Source organism: Luteibacter sp. P4_E6 (genome assembly GCF_056401535.1).
Genome location: NZ_JBFUJE010000031.1, coordinates 1 through 20678 on the forward strand (window position 1 = coordinate 1; position 20678 = coordinate 20678).

13 protein-coding genes and 1 riboswitch are annotated in these 20678 nt (G+C 65.2%); of the genes, 6 read left to right on the plus strand and 7 right to left on the minus strand.

What is annotated here, in order from left to right:
• Window positions 1-246, minus strand: a 246-nt coding sequence (locus tag AC1DT2_RS03970) for an AraC family ligand binding domain-containing protein (RefSeq protein ID WP_477294490.1), incomplete at its 3' end; no start/stop codon positions are given.
• Between the two features lie 93 nt (window positions 247-339).
• Between AC1DT2_RS03970 and AC1DT2_RS03975 the strand changes: the two genes are divergently transcribed.
• Window positions 340-1548 (plus strand): MFS transporter, encoded by a 1209-nt coding sequence (locus AC1DT2_RS03975; protein WP_477294492.1) that lies wholly within the window; start codon window positions 340-342, stop codon window positions 1546-1548.
• Between the two features lie 65 nt (window positions 1549-1613).
• On the opposite strand, the gene AC1DT2_RS03980 is transcribed toward AC1DT2_RS03975, so the two are convergent.
• The 5 genes from AC1DT2_RS03980 to AC1DT2_RS04000 form a co-directional block, all read right to left on the minus strand.
• On the minus strand, window positions 1614-4076 hold the full coding sequence (locus tag AC1DT2_RS03980; protein WP_477294494.1) for a membrane-bound PQQ-dependent dehydrogenase, glucose/quinate/shikimate family: 2463 nt from the start codon (window positions 4074-4076) through the stop codon (window positions 1614-1616).
• Between the two features lie 93 nt (window positions 4077-4169).
• Window positions 4170-5849, minus strand: a complete 1680-nt coding sequence (locus AC1DT2_RS03985) for an AMP-binding protein (protein WP_477294496.1) — start codon at window positions 5847-5849, stop codon at window positions 4170-4172.
• A gap of 40 nt (window positions 5850-5889) precedes the next feature.
• A complete protein-coding gene (locus AC1DT2_RS03990; protein ID WP_477294498.1) occupies window positions 5890-6747 on the minus strand; it encodes an NmrA family NAD(P)-binding protein in 858 nt (285 codons plus the stop codon).
• A gap of 101 nt (window positions 6748-6848) precedes the next feature.
• Window positions 6849-8534, minus strand: coding sequence for a methyl-accepting chemotaxis protein (locus AC1DT2_RS03995; RefSeq protein WP_477294500.1), 1686 nt, complete (start codon window positions 8532-8534; stop codon window positions 6849-6851).
• A gap of 106 nt (window positions 8535-8640) precedes the next feature.
• On the minus strand, window positions 8641-11229 hold the full coding sequence (locus AC1DT2_RS04000) for a family 78 glycoside hydrolase catalytic domain (RefSeq protein ID WP_477294502.1): 2589 nt from the start codon (window positions 11227-11229) through the stop codon (window positions 8641-8643).
• A 132-nt stretch (window positions 11230-11361) separates the two neighbouring features.
• Between AC1DT2_RS04000 and AC1DT2_RS04005 the strand changes: the two genes are divergently transcribed.
• Together AC1DT2_RS04005 and AC1DT2_RS04010 are read left to right on the plus strand one after the other, a co-directional pair.
• Complete coding sequence (locus AC1DT2_RS04005) at window positions 11362-11814, plus strand: DUF2501 domain-containing protein (RefSeq protein WP_477294504.1); 453 nt, start codon at window positions 11362-11364, stop codon at window positions 11812-11814.
• Window positions 11815-11881: 67 nt separating this feature from the next.
• Window positions 11882-12790, plus strand: a complete 909-nt coding sequence (locus AC1DT2_RS04010) for an SDR family oxidoreductase (protein WP_063572458.1) — start codon at window positions 11882-11884, stop codon at window positions 12788-12790.
• 2 nt (window positions 12791-12792) lie between these two features.
• Here AC1DT2_RS04010 and AC1DT2_RS04015 read toward each other — a convergent pair whose 3' ends face one another.
• On the minus strand, window positions 12793-15627 hold the full coding sequence (locus AC1DT2_RS04015; RefSeq protein ID WP_477294507.1) for a hybrid sensor histidine kinase/response regulator: 2835 nt from the start codon (window positions 15625-15627) through the stop codon (window positions 12793-12795).
• 190 nt (window positions 15628-15817) lie between these two features.
• Window positions 15818-16029, plus strand: a riboswitch (cobalamin riboswitch).
• A gap of 158 nt (window positions 16030-16187) precedes the next feature.
• On the opposite strand from AC1DT2_RS04015, the gene AC1DT2_RS04020 reads away from it, so the two are divergent.
• The 3 genes from AC1DT2_RS04020 to AC1DT2_RS04030 all read left to right on the plus strand — a co-directional run bounded on the left by AC1DT2_RS04020 (window position 16188) and on the right by AC1DT2_RS04030 (window position 20454).
• Window positions 16188-18701 carry a ribonucleoside-diphosphate reductase subunit alpha gene (locus tag AC1DT2_RS04020; protein WP_477294509.1) on the plus strand — a complete coding sequence of 838 codons (2514 nt, stop codon included), beginning with the start codon at window positions 16188-16190 and terminating at the stop codon, window positions 18699-18701.
• A 165-nt stretch (window positions 18702-18866) separates the two neighbouring features.
• Window positions 18867-19895, plus strand: coding sequence for a ribonucleotide-diphosphate reductase subunit beta (locus AC1DT2_RS04025; RefSeq protein ID WP_477294511.1), 1029 nt, complete (start codon window positions 18867-18869; stop codon window positions 19893-19895).
• Between the two features lie 169 nt (window positions 19896-20064).
• Window positions 20065-20454: an acyl-CoA thioesterase gene (locus AC1DT2_RS04030; RefSeq protein WP_063572739.1), complete on the plus strand. Its 390-nt coding sequence runs from the start codon at window positions 20065-20067 to the stop codon at window positions 20452-20454.
• Window positions 20455-20678: the final 224 nt, after the last annotated feature.

The following is a 20678-nucleotide window of genomic DNA, read 5'->3' on the forward strand; positions in this document are numbered from 1 at the left end:
GACCGAGTGCGGCGTGCCGCCGACCGAGTGCGGCGTGCCGCCCGGAATCCAGACGGCACGCTCGGGTGGGGCGATCCACGCACCCTCCGGCGTGGTGACCGCCACCGTCCCGGCTGCGGCGTAGAGCAGCTGCCCCCGGCGATGCTGGTGTGTGGCCAGTTCGAAGGACGTAGGGTATTCGTGGCCGCGCGACACCACCGGCCGGGGCACGGCTTCGAACGCCACGGGGTCGTACTTAGCGATCATTGTCCCGATCTCGAACGTGGATGACCCATATCCTAGCGCGGGACGCGCGCTGCCGTGGTCTCATAGGGATCCCCGATCCCCAGGAAGACCCCCATGCAAGCGCCAGCCAGCGCGACGGTGGACACACCGCGCGCGGACCCGACCGTGTTCGGCGTGATCTTCGCGATCAGCTTCTGCCACCTGCTCAACGACATGATGCAATCGCTGCTACCGGCGATTTATCCGGGCCTGAAGGAAGGCTTCCACCTGGACTTCGGCCAGATCGGCCTGATCACGCTGACCTATCAGATCACCGCCTCGATCCTGCAGCCGCTGGTCGGCCTTTATGCGGACCTCCGGCCGACGCCGCTGGCCCTGCCCGGCGGTACGCTGTTCTCACTGGCCGGCCTGTTGGTGCTGTCGATCGCGCACACCTACCCGATGCTGCTGGTCGGCGCATCGCTGCTCGGCATGGGCTCCTCGGTGTTCCATCCGGAATCCTCGCGCGTGGCGCGCATGGCCTCCGGTGGCCGACATGGCCTGGCGCAGTCGCTTTTCCAGGTCGGCGGCAATGCCGGCCAGGCGCTGGGTCCGCTCGCTGCCGCCGTGGTCGTCGTGCGCTGGGGCCAGTCGAGCCTGGCCTTCTTCGCCCTGTTGGCGTTGCTCTCCGGCGCAATCCTCTGGAACGTCGGCCAGTGGTACAAGCATCACGGCCTGCCGCGACTGAAGGCAAGCGCCGCGAAGCAGCCCGCCGTGACGCATACGAGCGCCGAGGCCAAGCGCGGTATCGCCGTGCTGCTCGCCCTGATCTTTTCCAAGTACGTGTACCTGGCCAGCCTGACCAGCTACTTCACCTTCTACCTCATTCACCGCTTCAACGTGTCGGTGGAGAGCGCGCAGCTGCATCTGTTCGTGTTTCTCGGCGCGGTGGCGGTGGGCACGATACTCGGCGGCCCTGTCGGCGACCGGTTCGGACGCAAGCGAGTCATATGGTTCTCGATTCTCGGCACCCTGCCCTTCACCCTGCTACTGCCGTATGCGAGCCTGTTCTGGACCGCGCCGCTGACGGTGGTCATCGGCTTGATCCTGGCTTCGGCATTTCCAGCCATCGTGGTGTTCGCGCAGGAGTTGGTGCCGGGCAAGGTGGGGATGATTTCCGGTTTGTTCTTCGGGTTTTCGTTTGGCATGGGCGGCCTTGGCGCGGCCATTCTTGGTGAGCTCGCCGACCACATCGGGATCGAAGCCGTGTATCAGATTTGTGCGTTTCTGCCCTTGATCGGGTTGTTGGCCGCGTTGTTGCCGGATACGAAGAAGAAGCGGTGAAGCATCGCCGATGAATCGGCTCCCACACGTAGCCTCATGTGGGAGCCGCTTCAGCGGCGATGTTTTTAAGGCTTAGGCAACGCGTAAGCGATAACCCAGTCGCCCTGCTTCRTACCCAGCGAGCCATGCCCACCCGCCGTCACCAGCAGGTACTGACGCCCACTGCTGTCCGCATACGTCATAGGCGTGGCCTGGCCACCCGCGGGCAGGCGCGATTCCCACAGCTTCTTACCCGTACGCACGTCGTAACCGCGGACGTAGTAGTCGAGCGTGCCGCTGAGGAAGGTCACGCCACCGGCCGTGGTGACCATACCGCCCAGGCTAGGGACACCGAGCGGCATCGGGATCGGCAGCGGGGCGCTGTCGATGATCGTGCCGTTCTTGTGGCGCCAGAGCATCTTGCCAGTGCGCAGGTCGACGCCAGCCACGTAGCCCCACGGCGGCGCCTGGCAGGGAATGCCCAGCGGCGACAGGAATGCCGACAGTTCGATGCCGTAAGGAATGCCCTCGGCCTTCTTCACGCCCTCGGTCTCGCTCTTCGCGGGACCGACTTCCATCCTGGCCAGCGTTTCTTTCGGAATCAGCTTCGACTGGAAGGCCATGTAGCTGGGATTGATCAGCATGAGCTGGCGCGTCGGGTCCACCGACACACCGCCCCAGTCGAACACGCCGAAGTTACCCGGGAAGACCAGGGATCCCTGTTCGGACGGCGGCGTGAACATGCCCTCATAGCGTAGCGAACGGAAGCGCACGCGACACCAGAGCTGGTCGAAGGGCGTCGTGCCCCACATGTCCTGCTCGCGCACCTGCGGCGGAGCAAAGTTGAGGTCGGACAGCGGCTGGGTCGGCGCGGTGTGATCGCCCGGGACGGCGCCCTGTGGGCGAGGCACTTCGTTGATCGGCACGATCGGCGTGCCGTCGCGACGGTCGAGCACGTACACACTGCCCTGCTTGGTCGACGCCAGCACGGCCGGCTTCACGCCGTCGGCCGTCTGCAGGTCCACGAGCGTCGGTTGGCCGCCCACGTCCATGTCCCACAGATCGTGGTGCGTGAACTGGTAGTTCCACTTGAGCTTACCCGTCGCGATATCGAGTGCGACCAGACCGGCGCCGAACTTCTCGGAGGTGGGCGTGCGGCCGCCGGCGAACTGGTCGGGCGTCTGGTTGCCCATGGGCAGGTAGACCATGCCGAGGTTCTCGTCGACGCTGAAGAGCGACCAGACATTCGGCGAGTTACGCGTGTAGATGCCATCGGGACCGATCGGCGCGGTCGCGTCCGGGTTGCCCGGATCGAAGTTCCACACCAGGTGACCGTCGTGCACATCGTAGGCGCGAATCACGCCGGACGGCTCGTTGGTCGATTCGTTATCGGTGACGTGACCGCCAATGATGACGAGATCCTTCGTCACCGCCGGCGGCGAGGTGGAGTAGTAGCCGCCCGGCGTGAACGGTCCGATGTTGCTACGCAGGTTGATCGTGCCTTGCTCGCCGAAGTCGGTGCAGGGCTGACCGGAGTCCGCATTGAGCGCGATAAGGCGCGCATCGGCGGTCGGCAGGAACAGACGACGCGGGCATGTCGCTGAAGCAGTGGCCGTCAGCGGCAGCGGTGCCGTGGAAGCGGCAGCGGGAAGACCCGGGGCGGTCGTCGCCGGGGCGGGAATCACGGCGGACGCGTACTTCGCGTCGTCGTGGTAAGAGACGCCGCGACAGGTCATGTGCTCCCAGTGCTTGAAGCCGACGGGACTCTGGATTTTCGGGTCGAACTCCCAGCGCTTCTGGCCCGTGGCTGCATCGACGGCGATCACGCGGCTATGCGGCGTGCAAAGGTACACGGTGTCGCCGATCTTAAGCGGGGTGTTCTCGGCGGTCGTTTCGGTCGGATCGTCCGGACCGACCTTGTCGCCCGTCTCGATCTTCCACGCCACCTGCAGCTGACCGACGTTGTCCGGCGTGATCTGGGTCAACGGCGAATAGCGTTGACCGTAAGGAGAACTGCCGTAGTCGGTCCAGTCGCCATCCGCGCGCGCGGCGCGGTCGCCCTGCGGGCCGGAGACATCGGCCATGGGTAGTTCGCCGGGCAGGTCGTGGTCCACATGGAACACGCCGACGATGCCAACAGCGGCAACGATCAGCAGGGAGACAAAAAGAAAGCCACCACCGGTGTCGCGGGCGCTGTCGTAGTAACGATCACGGCCCAGGCCACGTCGTGGCCACGGCAGCAAGAGCCACAGGCCAAGCACGAACCACACGTCGAGGCGCGGCAGCAGCTGCCAGAAATCCCAATGGACTTCCCACACCGACCAGGCGGCGCTGCCGATAAGCATGAGCGCGTAGAGGCCGACGGCCAGGCGCTGTCGCAGCAGCAACAGGATGGCCACGACCAGCAGGATCGCACCGGCTACCAGGTAGTAGATGGAGCCACCGAGATTGACGAGGCGGATGCCACCTAACAGCGTGGCCACACCGGCCAGCGCAAAAAGGAACGCCGTGAACAGCGTTGCCGGATGAAATCTTCTGACTCGTTTCACGTGTCGCCTCACCATGAGCAGTAACCCCACCCCTATGCGACAGGGTGGTGCTCACAGCGTGAATCCGAAGTAGAGACGAGACATCGCGCGTTCTTACGCGCTCGCGTTTTCGGCAAGCTCGGCCATCATCGCTTCCCGCATCAGGTATTTCTGCACCTTCCCGGTCACCGTCATCGGGAAGGCGTCGACAAAGCGCACGAAGTGCGGCACCTTGAAGTAAGCAAGATGCCGGCGACAGTAGTCCTGTATCGCGGCGGCCGACACGGCGCTGCCGTCGCGCAGACGGATCCATGCGCAGACCTGCTCGCCCAGGCGCGCATCCGGCACGCCGAACACCTGCACGTCCTGGATATCCGGGTGGCCGTAAAGGAACTCTTCGATCTCGCGCGGATAGATGTTCTCGCCACCGCGGATGATCATGTCCTTCAGGCGGCCGACAACGGTGCAATAGCCGGCGTCGTCGATGGTGGCGAGGTCGCCTGTGTGCATCCAGCGAGCATCGTCGAGTGCGGCGCGTGTGTTGGCTTCGTCGGCCCAGTAGCCGCGCATCACCGAGTAGCCACGCGTGAGCAGTTCGCCGGTGCCACCTCGGGGCACGACACGCCCCGTCTCGTCGACGATCTTGACCTCCACGTGCGGATGAATCCTTCCGACCGTAGATACGCGCAGTTCGAGGGGGTCTTCGGCCACGGTCTGGAAACTGACCGGGCTCGTTTCCGTCATGCCGTAGGCGATCGTGACCTCGGCCATGTGCATGTCGCGCACGACGCGCCGCATGATCTCGATGGGACACGGCGAGCCGGCCATGATGCCGGTGCGAAGCGAGGTGAGGTCGAACTCATGGAAACGTGGATGCTCCAGTTCGGCGATGAACATCGTCGGCACGCCATGAAGGCCCGTACATCGTTCTTCGGCCACGGTTTCCAGCGTGGTGAGCGCATCGAAACCCTCGCCCGGAATGACCATGCAGGCACCGTGCGTGACGCAAGCGAGATTGCCGAGCACCATGCCGAAGCAGTGATAGAAGGGCACGGGAATGCAGAGACGATCCTGCTCGGTCAGGCGCATGGCCTCGCCGATGAAGAAGCCGTTGTTGACGATGTTGTGATGCGTCAACGTCGCGCCCTTCGGTGCACCGGTGGTTCCCGAGGTGAACTGGATATTCACCGGATCGTCGAAGGACAGCCTGGTCTCGATCGCGGCAAGCGTCGCCCGCGCCCCGGCATCCGCGGCGATGTCCGCCCAGCGCCGCGTGCCTGGCGCCGGCTCATCGTCGAGCAGGATGACGTGCCGCAGATCCGGCAGCGCCGCCGCACGCAATCCGCCAGGCTCGGAGCTCGCAAGCTCCGGCGCCAGCCCGCCGAGAATCTCCAGGTAGTGCGAACTCTTGAAGGCTCGCGGCAGGATCAGCGCGCGGCAGGCCACCTTGTTCAACGAATAGGCCAGCTCGTGAGAGCGGTAGGCCGGATTGATGTTGACCAGGATCAGGCCCGCCTTGGGCGCGGCGAACTGCGCCACTACCCATTCGGCCCGGTTGGGCGCCCAGATGCCGATGCGGTCGCCGGGCTCCAGACCCAGCGCGAGCAGCCCGGCGGCAACGCGTTCGACCTCGGCGTGGAACTCGCCATACGTCCAGCGGATGCCTTGCTGGCGAACGACCAGGGCCGGCCGCTCCGGCCAGCGCGCGGCGATACGGTCGAGCATGACCCCGACCGTTTCGCCGAGCAGCGGCGTGGCACTCGCACCCTGGACATAACTTGCGGCGTGATCCATGCGGCGTTCCTCGAGCAGGGGCGTTGCAAGGCAGGATAGGTCAGCTGCCGCGACTCACCAACCCGGCGATCACCTCATCGACGCCGGTAGGACCCTTCAACGACGACCCTTCGAAGTCGATCCACCCTTCGTTGAAGCCATCAAGCATGCGCATGCGTGGTGTCGGGTTCGTCATACCCTGGGCGATGAAACCCGCTTCCCACTCGGCGCGTGGCGTCACGCGAGCGGTCACGTCGCGGCCGAGCGCCTTGGCAAAGGCGGCGGCGATGTCGTTCGGGCTGGTGCGCTGCGGGCCTTCGAGCTCCACCACGCGTACGCCGGTGGATGTCTCACCGAGCAGTCTCGCGGCCAGCTCGCCGATGTCCTTCGTGGCGACCATGGGTAGCTTGCGGTCGAGCGGGTAGAGGTAGCTGTCGATAACACCCGCGTCGCGGGCGGAGGCGACATCCCATTGGGCGTTCTCGAAGAACCAGCCCGCGCGAAGGAACGTCACCGGCATGGGCAGCTTGCCGAGGACGTCTTCCATCCGACCCAGCTGCGACAGCAGGTTTTCTTCCGTGGCATGCGCGCCGACCGTCGACAGGACCACGACGCGATCCGGCCGCGCGGCGAGCAGGGCGTCCCGAATCGACGCGATGCTGCGATTCGACTCCGGGTAGCCTGGCGACGGATCGAACACGGGCGGGAGCAGGATGAAGACCGCCTCGGCGCCTTCGAAGGCCCGCGCCAGCGCCGGGGTATCGTCGATCTCGGCGATGGCCACCTCGGCACCGCGGTCGGCAAAGGCCTTTCCCTTGGCCGCATCGCGGACCACAGCGCGGAAAGGCTTGCCTGCGGCAAACAGGGCGTCAGCCAGGGCGGTGCCGACCTGGCCGGTGATTCCGGTAATAGCGTACATGGCGTTTTTCCTCGTTTTGATAGGGACGAGGAGAACGATAGGCCGCTGGGACTAATGACTGAAGCGACTTATTTTCAGTTGTTTAGTGATCTTTTGTCACCTCAGGCGAATGCGGCCCGGGCGTTGCTACCCTTCGTCGCCGGGCCGGCCTGGCCGAAGCTGAGATCGTAGGCTGCACGCTCTGCCGACGACGCACGAGCCAACCCCTCGACATGGGCACCGCCGTCGACCGTGAAGAACGCCACCTGATCGCTCAGCGAGTGCGCCTGGTCCTGCATGGATTTGGCGGCCGCCGCAGCCTCTTCCACCAGCGCCGCGTTCTCCTGGGTGACCTGATCGATTTGTGCAATCGCAAGGTTCACCTGATCCACGCCCGCGGACTGCTCGGCGCTCGCCGCCGCGATCTCGGCGACGATGTCGGTCACCTTCTTCACGCTGGCGACGATGTCACGCAAGGCGACCGAGGACCGCTCGACCAGCGCCGCACCAACCTCCACGCGTTCGCCGCTTTCGGCGATCAGGCCCTTGATCTCGCGCGACGCTGCCGCGCTGGACTGGGCCAGCCGGCGCACTTCCGCCGCCACCACCGCGAAGCCCCTGCCCTGCTCGCCGGCACGTGCCGCTTCCACGGCGGCGTTGAGGGCGAGCAGGTTGGTCTGGAAGGCGATCTCGTCGATCAGGCCAACGATGTCGCCGATGCGCCGACTGGAATCGCCGATCTCCCGCATCGCTTCCATGGCTTCGCCAACCACGGCGCCGCCCTTCTCCGCCTCGCCCCTGGCGTGACGCGAGAGACGGTCGGCCGCGTTCGCGTTCTCCGCATTCTGCTTGACCGTCGCCGTCATTTCTTCCATCGATGCCGCGGTTTCCTCGAGGCTGGAGGCCTGCTCCTGCGTACGATGGGATAGATCGTCGTTTCCCCGGGCGATCTCGGCGGATGTCGTGGCAACCACGTGCGCGCCCTGCTGCACTTCGGAAACGATGGAGGAGAGGGTGCCGCGCATACGCTCCAGTGCACCCAGCAGGCTGGCCGGTGCGTATTCGCCGCCGTCGTTGCGCAGGTCGCCGCCGGCGATGCGGCTGGCGATCTGCACTGCGTCGCGCGGTTCGCCGCCCACCGTGGCACGGATGCTGCTCATCGACAGCCAGACCACCAGCAAGGCGAGCGCCGCGATGGCCGCGGACTTGAGCAAGTCCTTTTCCAACTGGGCCCGGAAAGCGGCATCGATGTCGTCGAAGTAGGCACCCGAGATGAAGTGCAGGTCCCAGGGTTTGTACCAGCTCGAGTAACTTATCTTGTCTTTCAGCTCGTTGGTCTTGGGGATGATCTGCGTGTATCGCGTCATGCCGTGGCCGTCCTTCGTATCGGCGTCGAGCATGGCCACGTACTGATGGAAGCCCTTGCCGTCCACGTCGTCACGAATGTTCTTGCCGATATCGGCGGCGCGCAGCGGATGCATGCGCATGGTCAGCGCCGAATCGAAGGCGAAGACGTAACCGGTGTTGTGGGACCAGCGCATGGCCTGGATGTCATCGAGTGCGGCGATGCGCGCTTCGAGATCGCTCGTCTGTCCCTTCTCCGCACGAGCGTGGTACGCGTCCGCGATGGCGATCGCCGCCGTCACATGTTGCTCCAGCGTATTGGCGAGGTCCGCCATCTGCACGCGGCGGCTTTCGATCCCTGACATGACCGTCTGGCCGACAAGGCCCAGCACCAGCACGGTCATGACCATCCACACCCGCGTGTTCAACGTCGTGCGGCCGAACCAGTTCTTCAATGCGGACATGGACCGTCACCCTGCTCTACTTCCCCGTCTATGCATTAGCGGCGGGAAATCGCAGGTCTTTACGGCACTTTTATGAACAAGGCAGGAGCCGATTCATCGGCGATGCCTACGGAGCGGACAAATGATGGTCGCCCGACCCGACGACCGCGTCCGACCGCCCCGGCAATCCCACCACCGCCTCGGCCCCCACCGGCACATGCACATCCAGTTCCACCCGTCCGTCCACCTTGCGCCAGGCCACCGAGGCCTCGCCATAAGGCGTCATCACGGCGGCGGAGGCATGGTCCAGCCAGGCGGTAGCGGCCGGCCGTACCTCGATACGCTGCCAACCCGGCGCCAGCGGCCGCAGTCCGGCGACGTCGCCGAACAGCCAGTCGTCGACGGTGCCGAGGAAATAGTGCCCCCGCGAACGCGACGCCAGCTTCCAGTGCTCCCACAGGCTGGTCGCCCCGTTGTCTCGCCAGTAGCCCCAGCTGGGAAACGTGACCTGCGWCGCGATACGCCAGGCCTCATCCACGTGACCGGTGGACGTGAGCACGGGGAGGATGATCTTGGTTGCCAAGGCACCCGTATCGAGATGATCGCCACGAGCCTTCGCATCCGCCGCCACACCGGCGGCAACGCGATCGCGCAACCCGTCGGGCACCAGTCCAAAGGCCAGCGCCAGCAGGTTGTGGGCCTGCCGGTAGCCCTGGTCGCCGTCGCCGCGATAACGGCCGGCCGCGCGATCCAGGAAGTGCGCATTGAAAGCGTCCCGCACAGTATCCGCCTGCGCATCGAAGCGAGCCGCCCGTGTCGTGTCGCCCAGCACACGAAGCATCCCGGCGGTCACCCGCTGCATCCGGTACAGGTAGGCCGTGGCGGCGATACGCTTGTCTTCGGGTGCGTTCTCGCCGCCCGGATCGGTTTCCGGGCTCACCCAGTCACCCAGTTCAGTGTCGGCGATGCCGCCGGGAGAACGCGCATTCTCCATCGCCACGTAACGCGCGATACCGTCGACGTGCTCTTCCATGGGACGACGGTCGCCGGCATGCATCCACAGCGACCAGGGCACGAGCACATAGGCGGCATGCCACGTGGGTGCGCGAACATCGCCCCAGCCGGGATTCGGCGCGATCAGCAACGGTGCGCCATCCGCTTTGCGCGTGTCGGCGATATCGCGCACCCACTTCGCCAGCAAACGATCGGCATCGACGTTGCGCAGGAACATATCTGCACCGAGCATGCCATCGCCGGTCCAGCCGTTCTTTTCGTACATCGGCGTGTCGGTGGGTATGCCATGCAGGTTGTTGAGCAGGGTGTCGACCGCGGCGCGATGGATCCAGTCGAGCAGCGGGTTGGCGCTTTCGAAGCGTCCGGTGACGTCGACGTCGGTATGAACGACCTGCGCCGTAACGGCACCGAGCGCGGGCTCGCCGCCCGGCCAGCCTTCAACCTGCACGTAGCGAAAGCCCTTGTAGGAGAAGCGCGGATGCCATGGTTCGTGATTGCCGGCAAGCGTCAGGCGATCCGTCTGGAAGCCTGCTTTGAAGTAGTGGTGTTCATCCCGCGCATCCACCGTGCCGTCCGGCATGAGTTTCTCGCCGTAGTGCGCGGTGATCGTCGTCCCTGCCGGCCCCGTCGCGTCGAACGTCGCCCAGCCTGCGATGACGCGCGCAAAAGCGAAGACAAAGACGCCAGGCTTCGGCTCCGTGACGGACGTGGCGTGCAGCGTGTCGGTTACGCGGATCGGCTGTTCCGTCTGTGCCACGAGCTTGCCTCGTGGTGCGGGAAGCACGGTAGCCGGCATCCACGTTGCGGGCATCGTTTCCCGTGCGTCGTACGTTTCGCCACCGTAGAGATCGTCGACCCGCGTAGGGCCGTCGGCAACCCGCCAGCTATCGTCGCTGACGATGTCCTGTACGCGCCCATCGGCGTACCGCACGCGCAGCAGGGTACGCATGCGCGGCTGCCCATGCCATGGCGCGCGCTCCCAATGCCAGACATTGGGATTGGTCATGCCATAAAAGCCGCGACCGAGTTCGGCAGCGAGCACGTGCTCGCCCGACGTCAGCGAGACATCGGTGGCTACGACCTCCACGCGCTTGTCGTAATCGGTGAAACCAGGGGCCAGCACGGCGTCGCTGATGGGACGACCATCGATGGAGAGGTCGGCGTAGCCACCCGCTGCGACGTAGAGCGTCGCCCGCTCGACACCTGCCTCGACGTGGAACGGTTTGCGCAGCAACGGTGCCGGAAGGCTTTCCGGGTCGGCCTTGCCGATCCATTGCGCACCATGCCAACCGGCTTCGTCGAGCGCGGTATCGAAGTGCGATGCCACGCTGCCACCGCCGTCGGTGGTACGGATGTCTGCACGCCATTCGTAACGCTGGCCTGGCTGCAGGACCGGGCCGGCATAGTCGATGTCGAAGGAACGCGCCGAACTTACGTTACCGCTGTCCCATACCGGCCGGCCTTCGTGCGTCACGATGATGCGGTAGGCGATCTGTCGTGTGCCGTTGGTGCGGGAGTCGATGAGCCAGGAGAATCGCGGCGTCGTGGCGTCGACGTAGGTCGGTGTATCCGTGCGTTCGACGCGGGGGGCGTGGACCGTGACGCCGGCACCCATCGCCGCTGAAGCGGCTCCTACGGGGGGCGAAAGTCCCACGGGGAGCGCGAGGACGATGGCGAGCACGAGAGGGCGGATGCTTGGCAAGGCCGGGACCTGTCGGGGGATGAAACGTCCGAGCATAACCGGCCAGGAAGGCGCTGCGGCTCCGGTCGCATACATCCATCTAACGCGCGAAGGTTTATCCCTTCCGGACCTCGAAATTCCGGAGCCAACGTCATGAAGACCGTCCTCGCCGGTATCGCCCTCACTCTCACCGTCGCCTCGGGCGCTGCCTCCGCCGCGCAGCTCGACAGCCTTAAGGGGATGATGGGTGGATCTACCAGTTCGCTGACATCGGGCAGTACCAGCAATGCCGCTGGCATCCTGCAGTATTGCGTGACCAACAACTACCTCGGGGGCGACAGTGGCGCCTCGGGGGTGAAGGACCAGCTGCTGGGCAAGCTCGGCGGCAAGTCGTCCACGGCCGCTGCCGCGCCAACGCAGGACGCGGGCTATCTCGACGGCGCCAAGGGCTTGCTCAAGTCCAAGGATGGCAAGACCCTCGACCTTGGCGGCGCGGTCGGCTCGGACAACTCGCCCACTGGCGACATGAAAGAGAAGCTCACGCACAAGGTCTGTAAAGCCGTGCTCAAGCAGGGCAAGAGCATGCTCGGCGGCATGGGCAAATGACATGACGTGGACGGGACATGGACGTTCCGCCCCGTAAACCGGAAAGCCTCCCCCAGAGGTTTTCCCCATGGCAAAGCACGCGACGTACGACCCTTATGCGATGCGCGACCCGCGCACGCAGTATCCGCAGCCGGACTTCTCCAAGCAGCCGCAACCCGCGCCCGGCCTCGCCAGGGAGATGGTGCCGCGCCCCGATCACGGCGAAACCAGTTATCGCGGCAATGGCCGCCTGAAGGATCGCAAGGCGCTGGTCACCGGAGGCGACTCCGGTATCGGACGCGCGGCGGCGATCGCCTTTGCGCGTGAAGGCGCCAGCGTGGTGATCAACTACCTGCCCTCGGAACAGAAAGACGCCGACGAAGTGATCGGTTTGCTTACAGGCGAAGGCCATACCGTGATCGGCGTGCCCGGCGACCTGAAGGACGAGGCGTTCTGCAAACAACTGATCGCGAAGGCCGTGAAGGAGCTGGGTGGCCTGGATATCCTCGCCAATGTGGCCGGACGCCAGCAGTTTGCCAAGTCCATCGACGAGCTGGAAAGTGCGGCGTTCCAGGAAACATTCCAGACCAACGTGTTCGCGCTGTTCTGGCTGTGCAAGGCCGCGTTACCGCACATGCCGCCCGGCGCCGCCATCGTCAACACCGCCTCGATCCAGGCCTACGAGCCGTCGGACATCCTCCTCGATTACGCGCCGACGAAGGCGGCGATCGTCGCGTTCACGAAGGCGTTGGCCAAACAGGTCGCCGAGAAGGGCATCCGCGTGAACGCGGTGGCGCCGGGACCCGTATGGACGCCGCTGCAGCCTAGCGGCGGACAGCCTCAGGAGAAGCTGGTGGAGTTCGGCAAGAACGTGCCGCTGAAGCGACCCGGACAGCCGGTGGAGTGCGCGCCGGTGTATGTGTTGCTGGCTTCGCAGGAGGCCAGCTTTATTACCGGGGAGACCTACGGGGTGACCGGAGGGCATATGTTGCCTTGAGCCTACGCCGGCCGCGTAATCCGTCCGATCGCATCGATCAGATCGGAGACCCCATACGGCTTGACGATGATCGCCGTGCGCGCGTCGCGCTGGACGCCATTGGCGGTCTGGTCGCCAGTGGCAAAGAGCACTGGCAGCGACGGCTGCACCTCGCGCATGCGCTCAGCCACTTCCACGCCGTTCATCCCGGGCAGGCCGACATCGGTGAGCAGGATGTCGATGGCTTCCGCACCGTGCAAGCGCATGGCTTCGTGACCATCCCCGGCTTCGTAGACCGTATGCCCACGACTTTCCAGCATCTCGGTGACTGCCATGCGGATGAGCGCATCGTCTTCGACTACCAGGATGCGCAAGGACGCCGGAAGGCCATGGGGCGGGGGTAACGAGGGTGCTGGCGCGGCCAGGGGGCCGACCGGCGCGCGCGGTACGCGCCCGGCGAGCACATGGCGAATCTTGCGCGCCAGCGCCTCGCGGGAATACGGCTTGCTCAGCAGCTCCACACCTTCGTCCAGGCGGCCGCCGTGCACGATGGCGTTTTCGGTGTACCCGGAGGTGAAAAGCACGCCGATGCCAGGCTGCCGCTCGACCGCCTTGCGCGCCAGTTCCGGGCTACGCAGTGGACCCGGCATGACGACGTCGGTGAACAGCAGGTCGATCGCAATGCCGCTTTCGATGATCGACAGTGCGCTTTCCGCATCGCGCGCCTTGAGCACGCGGTAACCCAGGTCGGTGAGCAGACCGACCACGGTGTCGCGCACGGCTTCGTCGTCCTCGGCGACGAGTACGGTTTCATCGCCGCCGCGTACGCCCTCCTCGTCGAGCTCGACCACGCGGTCTTCGCCCTGGGTCGAGCGCGGCAGGTAGATCTTCACCGTGGTGCCCTCGCCCGGCTCGCTATAGATCTTSACGTGCCCGCCGGACTGCTTSACGAARCCGTAGACCATGGAMAGGCCMAGCCCCGTACCGCGCCCCTCCGGCTTGGTGGTGAAGAACGGCTCGAACACCTGTCCAAGAATCTCCTGCGGCATGCCCGTACCGGTATCGGTCACGGCGAGCATCACGTACTGGCCCGGGCGGACGTCGGCATGGCCCTTGGCGTAAGCGTCGTCGAGCAAGGCATTGCCTGCCTCGACGGTGAGGCGACCCTGTCCGTTCATCGCGTCGCGCGCGTTGATCGCGAGGTTGAGCAGCGCGTTCTCCACGTTCGAGGGATCCACCAGGGTGTTCCACAACCCGCCGGCGATCACGGTTTCCACCTCGATGGCCTCGCCCAACGCGCGGCGCAACAGTTCGTCCATGTCGCGGACGAAGCGACCGATGTTGACGACCTTGGGTGCCAGCGGCTGGCGGCGACCGAACGCGAGCAGCTGTGCGGCAAGCTTGGAGCCGCGCGTGACACCCGCCATGGCATTGGCGACGCGACGCTCCGCGCGTTCGTTCCCGGAGACGTCGGCGGCGAGTAACTGCAGATTGCCGCTGATCACCTGGAGGAGGTTGTTGAAATCGTGGGCCACGCCGCCGGTGAGGTTACCGATCGCATCCATCTTCTGCGCCTGGCGCAACTGCTCCTGGACCACGTCCAGCGCTGCTTCGCGGTCACGCTCAGCCGAGACGTCACGGGCCACGGCGAAGATCAGGCCCTCGCTGGGCACCGCTCGCCACGAGAGCGTGCGCAAGCCACCGTCGGCGGTGCGATAGCGGTTCTCGAAGCGAAGCGTGGTCTCGCCATCGGCCAGGTGGCCGGTTTCGTCCTGGGTGCGCGAGATGTCTTCCGGGTGAACGAAGTCGAGATAGGAACGACCTAACGTGTCGCGCTCGCTCCAGCCCAGGATGGTTGTCCACGCCGGATTGACCGATAGCAGGCGGGTGTCGGTGTCGGCCACGACCAGGATGTCGCTGGAGAGAGTCCAGACCCGGTCGCGCTCGTAGGTACGCTCGACGACCTGGCGCTCGAGATCTTTGGCCAGTAGCCGGAGCTCGTGCTCGGCACGGCGCCGTTCCACGGCCACGCGCGTGCGGCTGGCTACTTCGCTGACGAAGCTGATCTCTTCCTCGGACCAGTCGCGAGGGTCCGCGTGGTTGAGGTACAGGAGGGCGACGAAGCCGCCCCGTTCCGTCACCGGCATATTGATGAAGGACAAGGCGGTGATGCCGGCCAGGGCATCGGCGGTGGCAGCCGTGCGTGGGTCCGTCCGGGCGTCGGTGATCACCGTGGTCACGCCACGTTTGAGCTCATCGATGTAGCTGCCGTAGTCGCGAAAGTGCAGTACGCCGGCGAGGGTCTGGATCCCTGGCGCATTCCAGTCTCGCTCCACCGTGATGGTTTCGGCCACCGGGTCGATCGTGCCGTAGCCGGCCCGGCTCACCTTCAGCGTCCGGCCGAGTACCTCGGCGACACGGTAGGCAATATCGATCGGATCTTCCAGATCGCGCAGCAGGTTGCCGATCTCGATCAGGGCAACGCGGCGATCTTCGGCGGCACCGGAGCCGTCGGTGCCCTCTCCCGCCGAACGGATCGTCACCGCCGCGGTGGCTGGCAAACCCGGCCGGGCTTCGAGCGATACCCGCACGTGGGCTCCATCGACCGTGGCGAGGGCCAGCTCGCGCACGCCGTTGCCTGGTATGACCAGCGGCAGCGCCGCGACAAGGCGATCGCGGCTGTCGGGGTCCCACAGGCCGAGGAACCCCGAAGGCTCGTGTTCGCGCAAGCGGGCGGTCACCCAGGCGTTGGCGTAGAGCAGCTCTCCCGAAGCCGACACGGCCGCAAAGCCAAATGGCAGGGCATCGAGCGCATGGGAAAGGAGAGTCTGGTCCTGCAATGCGAACGATGAGGGCATCTGTCGAGCAATCGTGGGAGGCTGGTGGGCGGCGATTTTATCGGTTCATTGTGGTTCCCTTTGTGTAGACGGCCTTCACAGAACCTTCATTGGCGAGCCGTCGAAAAACGCTTGACAACAGGGACTCCCCAGCCGATCAACCACCTACGCCAACACCCTACATCTTGTGTTGACGCACCCCTTCGCCAGCTATATCGTGTGTCTCGTTGGTGTCCGGAGAGGCGCGACTGCCCGTCGGACTTAATAGGGAATACCGGTGTGAATCCGGAACTGCCCCGCAGCGGTAAGTGGAAACGATCCCGTTCAATGCACTGGTCCTTCGGGGACTGGGAAGCGACGGGTAGGCGGACCGCAAGGTCCACGTCCACGAGTCCGAAGACCTGCCAGCAATCGGTGCCCGAGAGGCCTCGATAGTGGTGACGGCTTCCGCGGGGAAGCACGTCGCGGACCGGAGGCCTTCAAAGGCGCTCCGTCCCCGACATTTCCCGTGTTTTGCCCCCATCGCATCGAGCCGACCCTCGGGACGGAGGTTTGACCAAGGCCATGGGGCTGCCAACACAATGACGACGATGGATTCCGCAGCGCGCGAGCGCACCGAGACGGCCGACGCGGCCGCCACTCCCTCCGCAGCAACCGACAAGGCGCCTGCCGCCGGTTACAAGAACGACGCGCCGCCGGCCTTCGCGCTGACGCCGCCGCACAACCCCGGACAGATGCGCGTGACCAAGCGCAACGGCGGCCACGAAGTGGTCGACGTGAACAAAATCGTGCGCGCGGTGACGCGCAGCGCCGATGGCCTGTTTGCGGTCGATCCGATGCGCGTGGCGCTGAAGACGATCGGCGGCCTGTACGACGGCGCCACCACCCAGGAACTCGACCAGCTGTCGATCCGCACCTCGGCCGCGCTCACGGCCGAAGAGCCGGAATACGGCCAGCTCGCCGCGCGCCTGCTCGCCGCGTTCGTCGACAAGGAAGTGTCGGGCCAGGACATCCAGTCCTTCTCGCAGTCGATCTCGACCGGCTTCGACCTGGGCATCCTCAACGAGCGCCTCCGCGACTTCGTGCAGATCAACGCGCGCAAGCTCAACGATGCGATCGACACGACCGGTTCGCGTCGCTTCGAGTATTTCGGCCTGCGCACGGTGTACGACCGCTACCTGCTGCGCCACCCGACCAAGCGCTTCGTGATCGAAACGCCGCAGTATTTCTTCATGCGCATCGCCTGCGCGCTCGGCGGCAACGACGTGGCCGAGACGCTCGAGCTGTACCGCATGCTCTCGTCGCTGGAGTACCTGGCCAGCTCGCCGACCCTGTTCAACGCCGGCACCGCGCATGAGCAGCTGTCGTCGTGCTTCCTGCTCGACTCCCCGCAGGACGCGCTGGAATCCATCTACGCCAAGTATGGCGACGTGGCCCAGCTATCGAAGTTCGCTGGCGGCATCGGCCTGGCCTACTCGCGCATCCGCTCGCGCGGTTCGCTGATCAAAGGCACCAACGGCCATTCGAACGGCCTCGTGCCCTGGCTGAAAACGCTCGACGCCTCGGTTGCCGCGGTGAACCAGGGCGGCAAGCGCAAGGGCGCGGCCTGCGTGTACCTGGAATCCTGGCATGCGGACATCGAGGAGTTCCTCGAGTTGCGCGAGAACACCGGCGACGACGCGCGCCGCACACACAACCTCAACCTGGCCAACTGGGTCCCCGACCTGTTCATGCGCCGCGTGGAACTGGACGGCGACTGGTCGCTGTTCGATCCGAAGATCGTCCCGCATTTCGTCGACACCTGGGGCCCGACCTTCGACGCCGCCTATGAAAAGGCCGAAGCCGAAGGCCTCGCGTCGAAGTCGATCAAGGCACGCGAGCTCTACGCCCGCATGCTGCGTTCGCTGGCCCAGACCGGCAACGGCTGGATGACCTTCAAGGATCGCTCCAACGCGACCAGCAACCAGACCGCACTGCCGCAGAACGTCATCCACCTGTCCAATCTGTGCACCGAGATCCTCGAAGTGACCTCGGAAGGCGAGACGGCCGTGTGCAACCTCGGCTCGGTGAACCTCGCCCGCCACGTGGTGGATGGCCAGTTCGACTACGACAAGCTCGCCACCACCGTGCGCACCGCCGTTCGCCAGCTCAACCGCGTGATCGACCTCAACTTCTACCCGATCGCCACGGCGAAGACGGCGAACATGAAGTGGCGCCCGGTCGGCCTCGGCGTGATGGGCCTGCAGGATGTCTTCTTCAAGCTGCGCCTGCCGTTCGATTCGGAAGAAGCCCGCAAGCTGTCGACGCGTATCCAGGAAGAGATCTACTTCCACGCGCTGTCGATGTCGAACGAGATCGCCGAGCGCGACGGCCCGTTACCGGGCTTTGAAGAAACCCGTTCGGCCAACGGTGAAATGCAGTTCGACTACTGGCCGGCCGCCACGCCGACCGATGCCGACGGCCGCTGGGCCGATCTGCGCGAGAAGATCAAGGCCAAGGGCCTGCGCAACTCGCTGCTCATCGCCATCGCGCCGACGGCAACCATCGCCTCGATCGCCGGCTGCTACGAGTGCATCGAGCCGCAGGTGTCGAACCTGTTCAAGCGCGAAACACTGTCGGGCGACTTCCTGGTGGTCAACCGCTACCTGGTCGACGAGCTGAAGACGCTGGGCCTGTGGACCGGCGAAGTGCGCGACCAGATCAAGCTCGCCGAAGGCTCGGTGCAGGGCATCACGGCGATCCCGGCACGGCTGCGCGAGGTGTACCGCACCACCTGGGAACTGCCGCAGAAGGCGCTGATCGACCTCGCCGCCGCGCGCGGTGCGTACATCGACCAGAGCCAGTCGCTGAACCTCTTCATGGAGAACCCGAACATCGGCCAGCTCTCCTCCATGTACATGTACGCGTGGAAGTCCGGCGTCAAGACGACCTACTACCTGCGCTCGCGTCCGGCTACGCGTATTGCCAAGACCACGGTCAGCTCCCCGGCCGCCGTGCAGGCACCGATCGCCCCGGCCGCGGATGCACAGGAACAGGCCGAAGCCGCGGTGTTCTGCTCGCTGGAGAACCCCGAGTACTGCGAAGCCTGCCAGTAACAGTAGAGAAATGTAGGAGCCGATTCATCGGCGATAGGGGTACCGGAAACCTGTGGGAGCCGGCTATTGCCGGCGATCCCGCGGCAGCGGGCCAGACCGACGCAAGCACCCATCGCCGCTGAAGCGGCTCCCACAAAAGCCGCTCATTCTTTCCAGAGGTACCCGATGTCCGCTGCACCGATCACCCGCGACTCCAACATCCTCGAGCCCGGCTTCGAACTGACGCTGCGGCCGATGAAGTATCCGCAGTTCTACGAGATGTACCGCTCCGCCATCCGCAACACCTGGACGGTGGAAGAAGTGGACTTCTCGCTGGACACGTCGGACCTGAAGTCGAAGATGTCGGACGCGGATCGCCACCTCATCCATCGCCTCGTGGCCTTCTTCGCCACCGGCGACACGATCGTGTCGAACAATCTCGTGCTGAATCTCTACCAGCACATCAATTCGCCCGAAGCGCGCATGTACCTCTCGCGCCAGCTTTACGAGGAAGCGCTGCACGTGCAGTTCTACCTCACGCTGCTCGACACCTATATCCCGGAACCGTCGGAGCGCAACAGGGCATTCGCGGCGATCGAGAGCATCCCGTCCATCGCAGCGAAGGGCGAGTTCTGCTTCAAGTGGATCGACTCCATCCAGGGCCTCAACCGCCTGGACACCCGCGAACACCGTCGCCAGTTCCTGCTCAACCTGATCTGCTTCGCCGCGTGCATCGAAGGCCTGTTCTTCTTCGCCGCGTTTGCTTACGTGTACTACCTGCGTTCGCGCGGTCTGCTGCACGGCCTGGCTTCGGGCACCAACTGGGTGTTCCGTGACGAGTCCGGCCACATGGCCTTTGCCTTCGAAGTCGTACGCACCGTGCGCGAGCAGGAACCGGATCTGTTCGACGACGAGATGCGCATGCAGGTCGAAGCGATGCTCGAAGACGCCATCGCCTGCGAAACGCTGTTCGCCCAGGACGTGCTCTCGGGCGGCGTCGCCGGCCTGTCGGTCACCGACATGCGCCAGTACCTCGAGTACTGCGCCGACCAGCGCCTTGTGCAGCTGGACATGCCGAAGAAGTACGGCTCGAAGAACCCGTTCGACTTCATGGACCTGCAGGACGTCCAGGAACTGACCAACTTCTTCGAGCGCCGCGTCTCGTCGTACCAGGTCGGAGTGGAAGGCGAAGTCGCCTTCGACCAGTCGTTCTAAGAATCTGGAACCTGGCGGAGATGAACCTGTGGGAGCCGGCTATCTGCCGGCGATCCCGCGGCAGCGGGCCAGATAGAGGCAAGCACCATCGCCGCTGAAGCGGCTCCCACAGTAAAGCGGTTTTGAGGCAGCGGCTGTATCATTGCTGCACTGCAACAGGAACAGCCTCATGACCGACATCGCCCGCCCCACCGAGGCCCGCCTCCTCGAAATCGTCTTCCCCGACCACACCAACCACCTCGGCACGCTGTTCGGCGGCCAGGCTTTGGCGTGGATGGATAAAGCGGCCTTCCTTGCCGCCTCCCGCTACTCCCGCCAGATCGTCGTCACCGCCCGATCGGAACAGGTCGACTTCCACGTTCCGGTGCGCAAGGGACAGATGGTCGAGCTGATCGCCACGGTCGTGTCGGTGGGCCGCACCTCGATGAAGATCGACGTGGCGATGTACACCGAAGACCTGCTCACCGGCGCCCGTGAGCTCTGCACCCGCGGCACGTTCACGATGATCGCGCTCGACGCCGAACATAAGCCGACCGCGGTCCAGCCGCTCCCCGCCTGACCCCGAACTCGTTGTGGGAGCCGATTCATCGGCGATCCCGCGGCCGCGGGAAAGGCGGCCGCAAGTACCCAATCGCCGCTGAAGCGGCTTGTGTCTTTGCGTCGGCGTAGGCTTCGGGGTGAGAGCGGAGTGCGGCAAGCCCGCTAGCGGCGGTGCTGCGAGCACGTGTGGGAGCTGGGGCTGCCGCACTCCCTCCACCAATAGCCCGAACAGTTGCCCGAGTC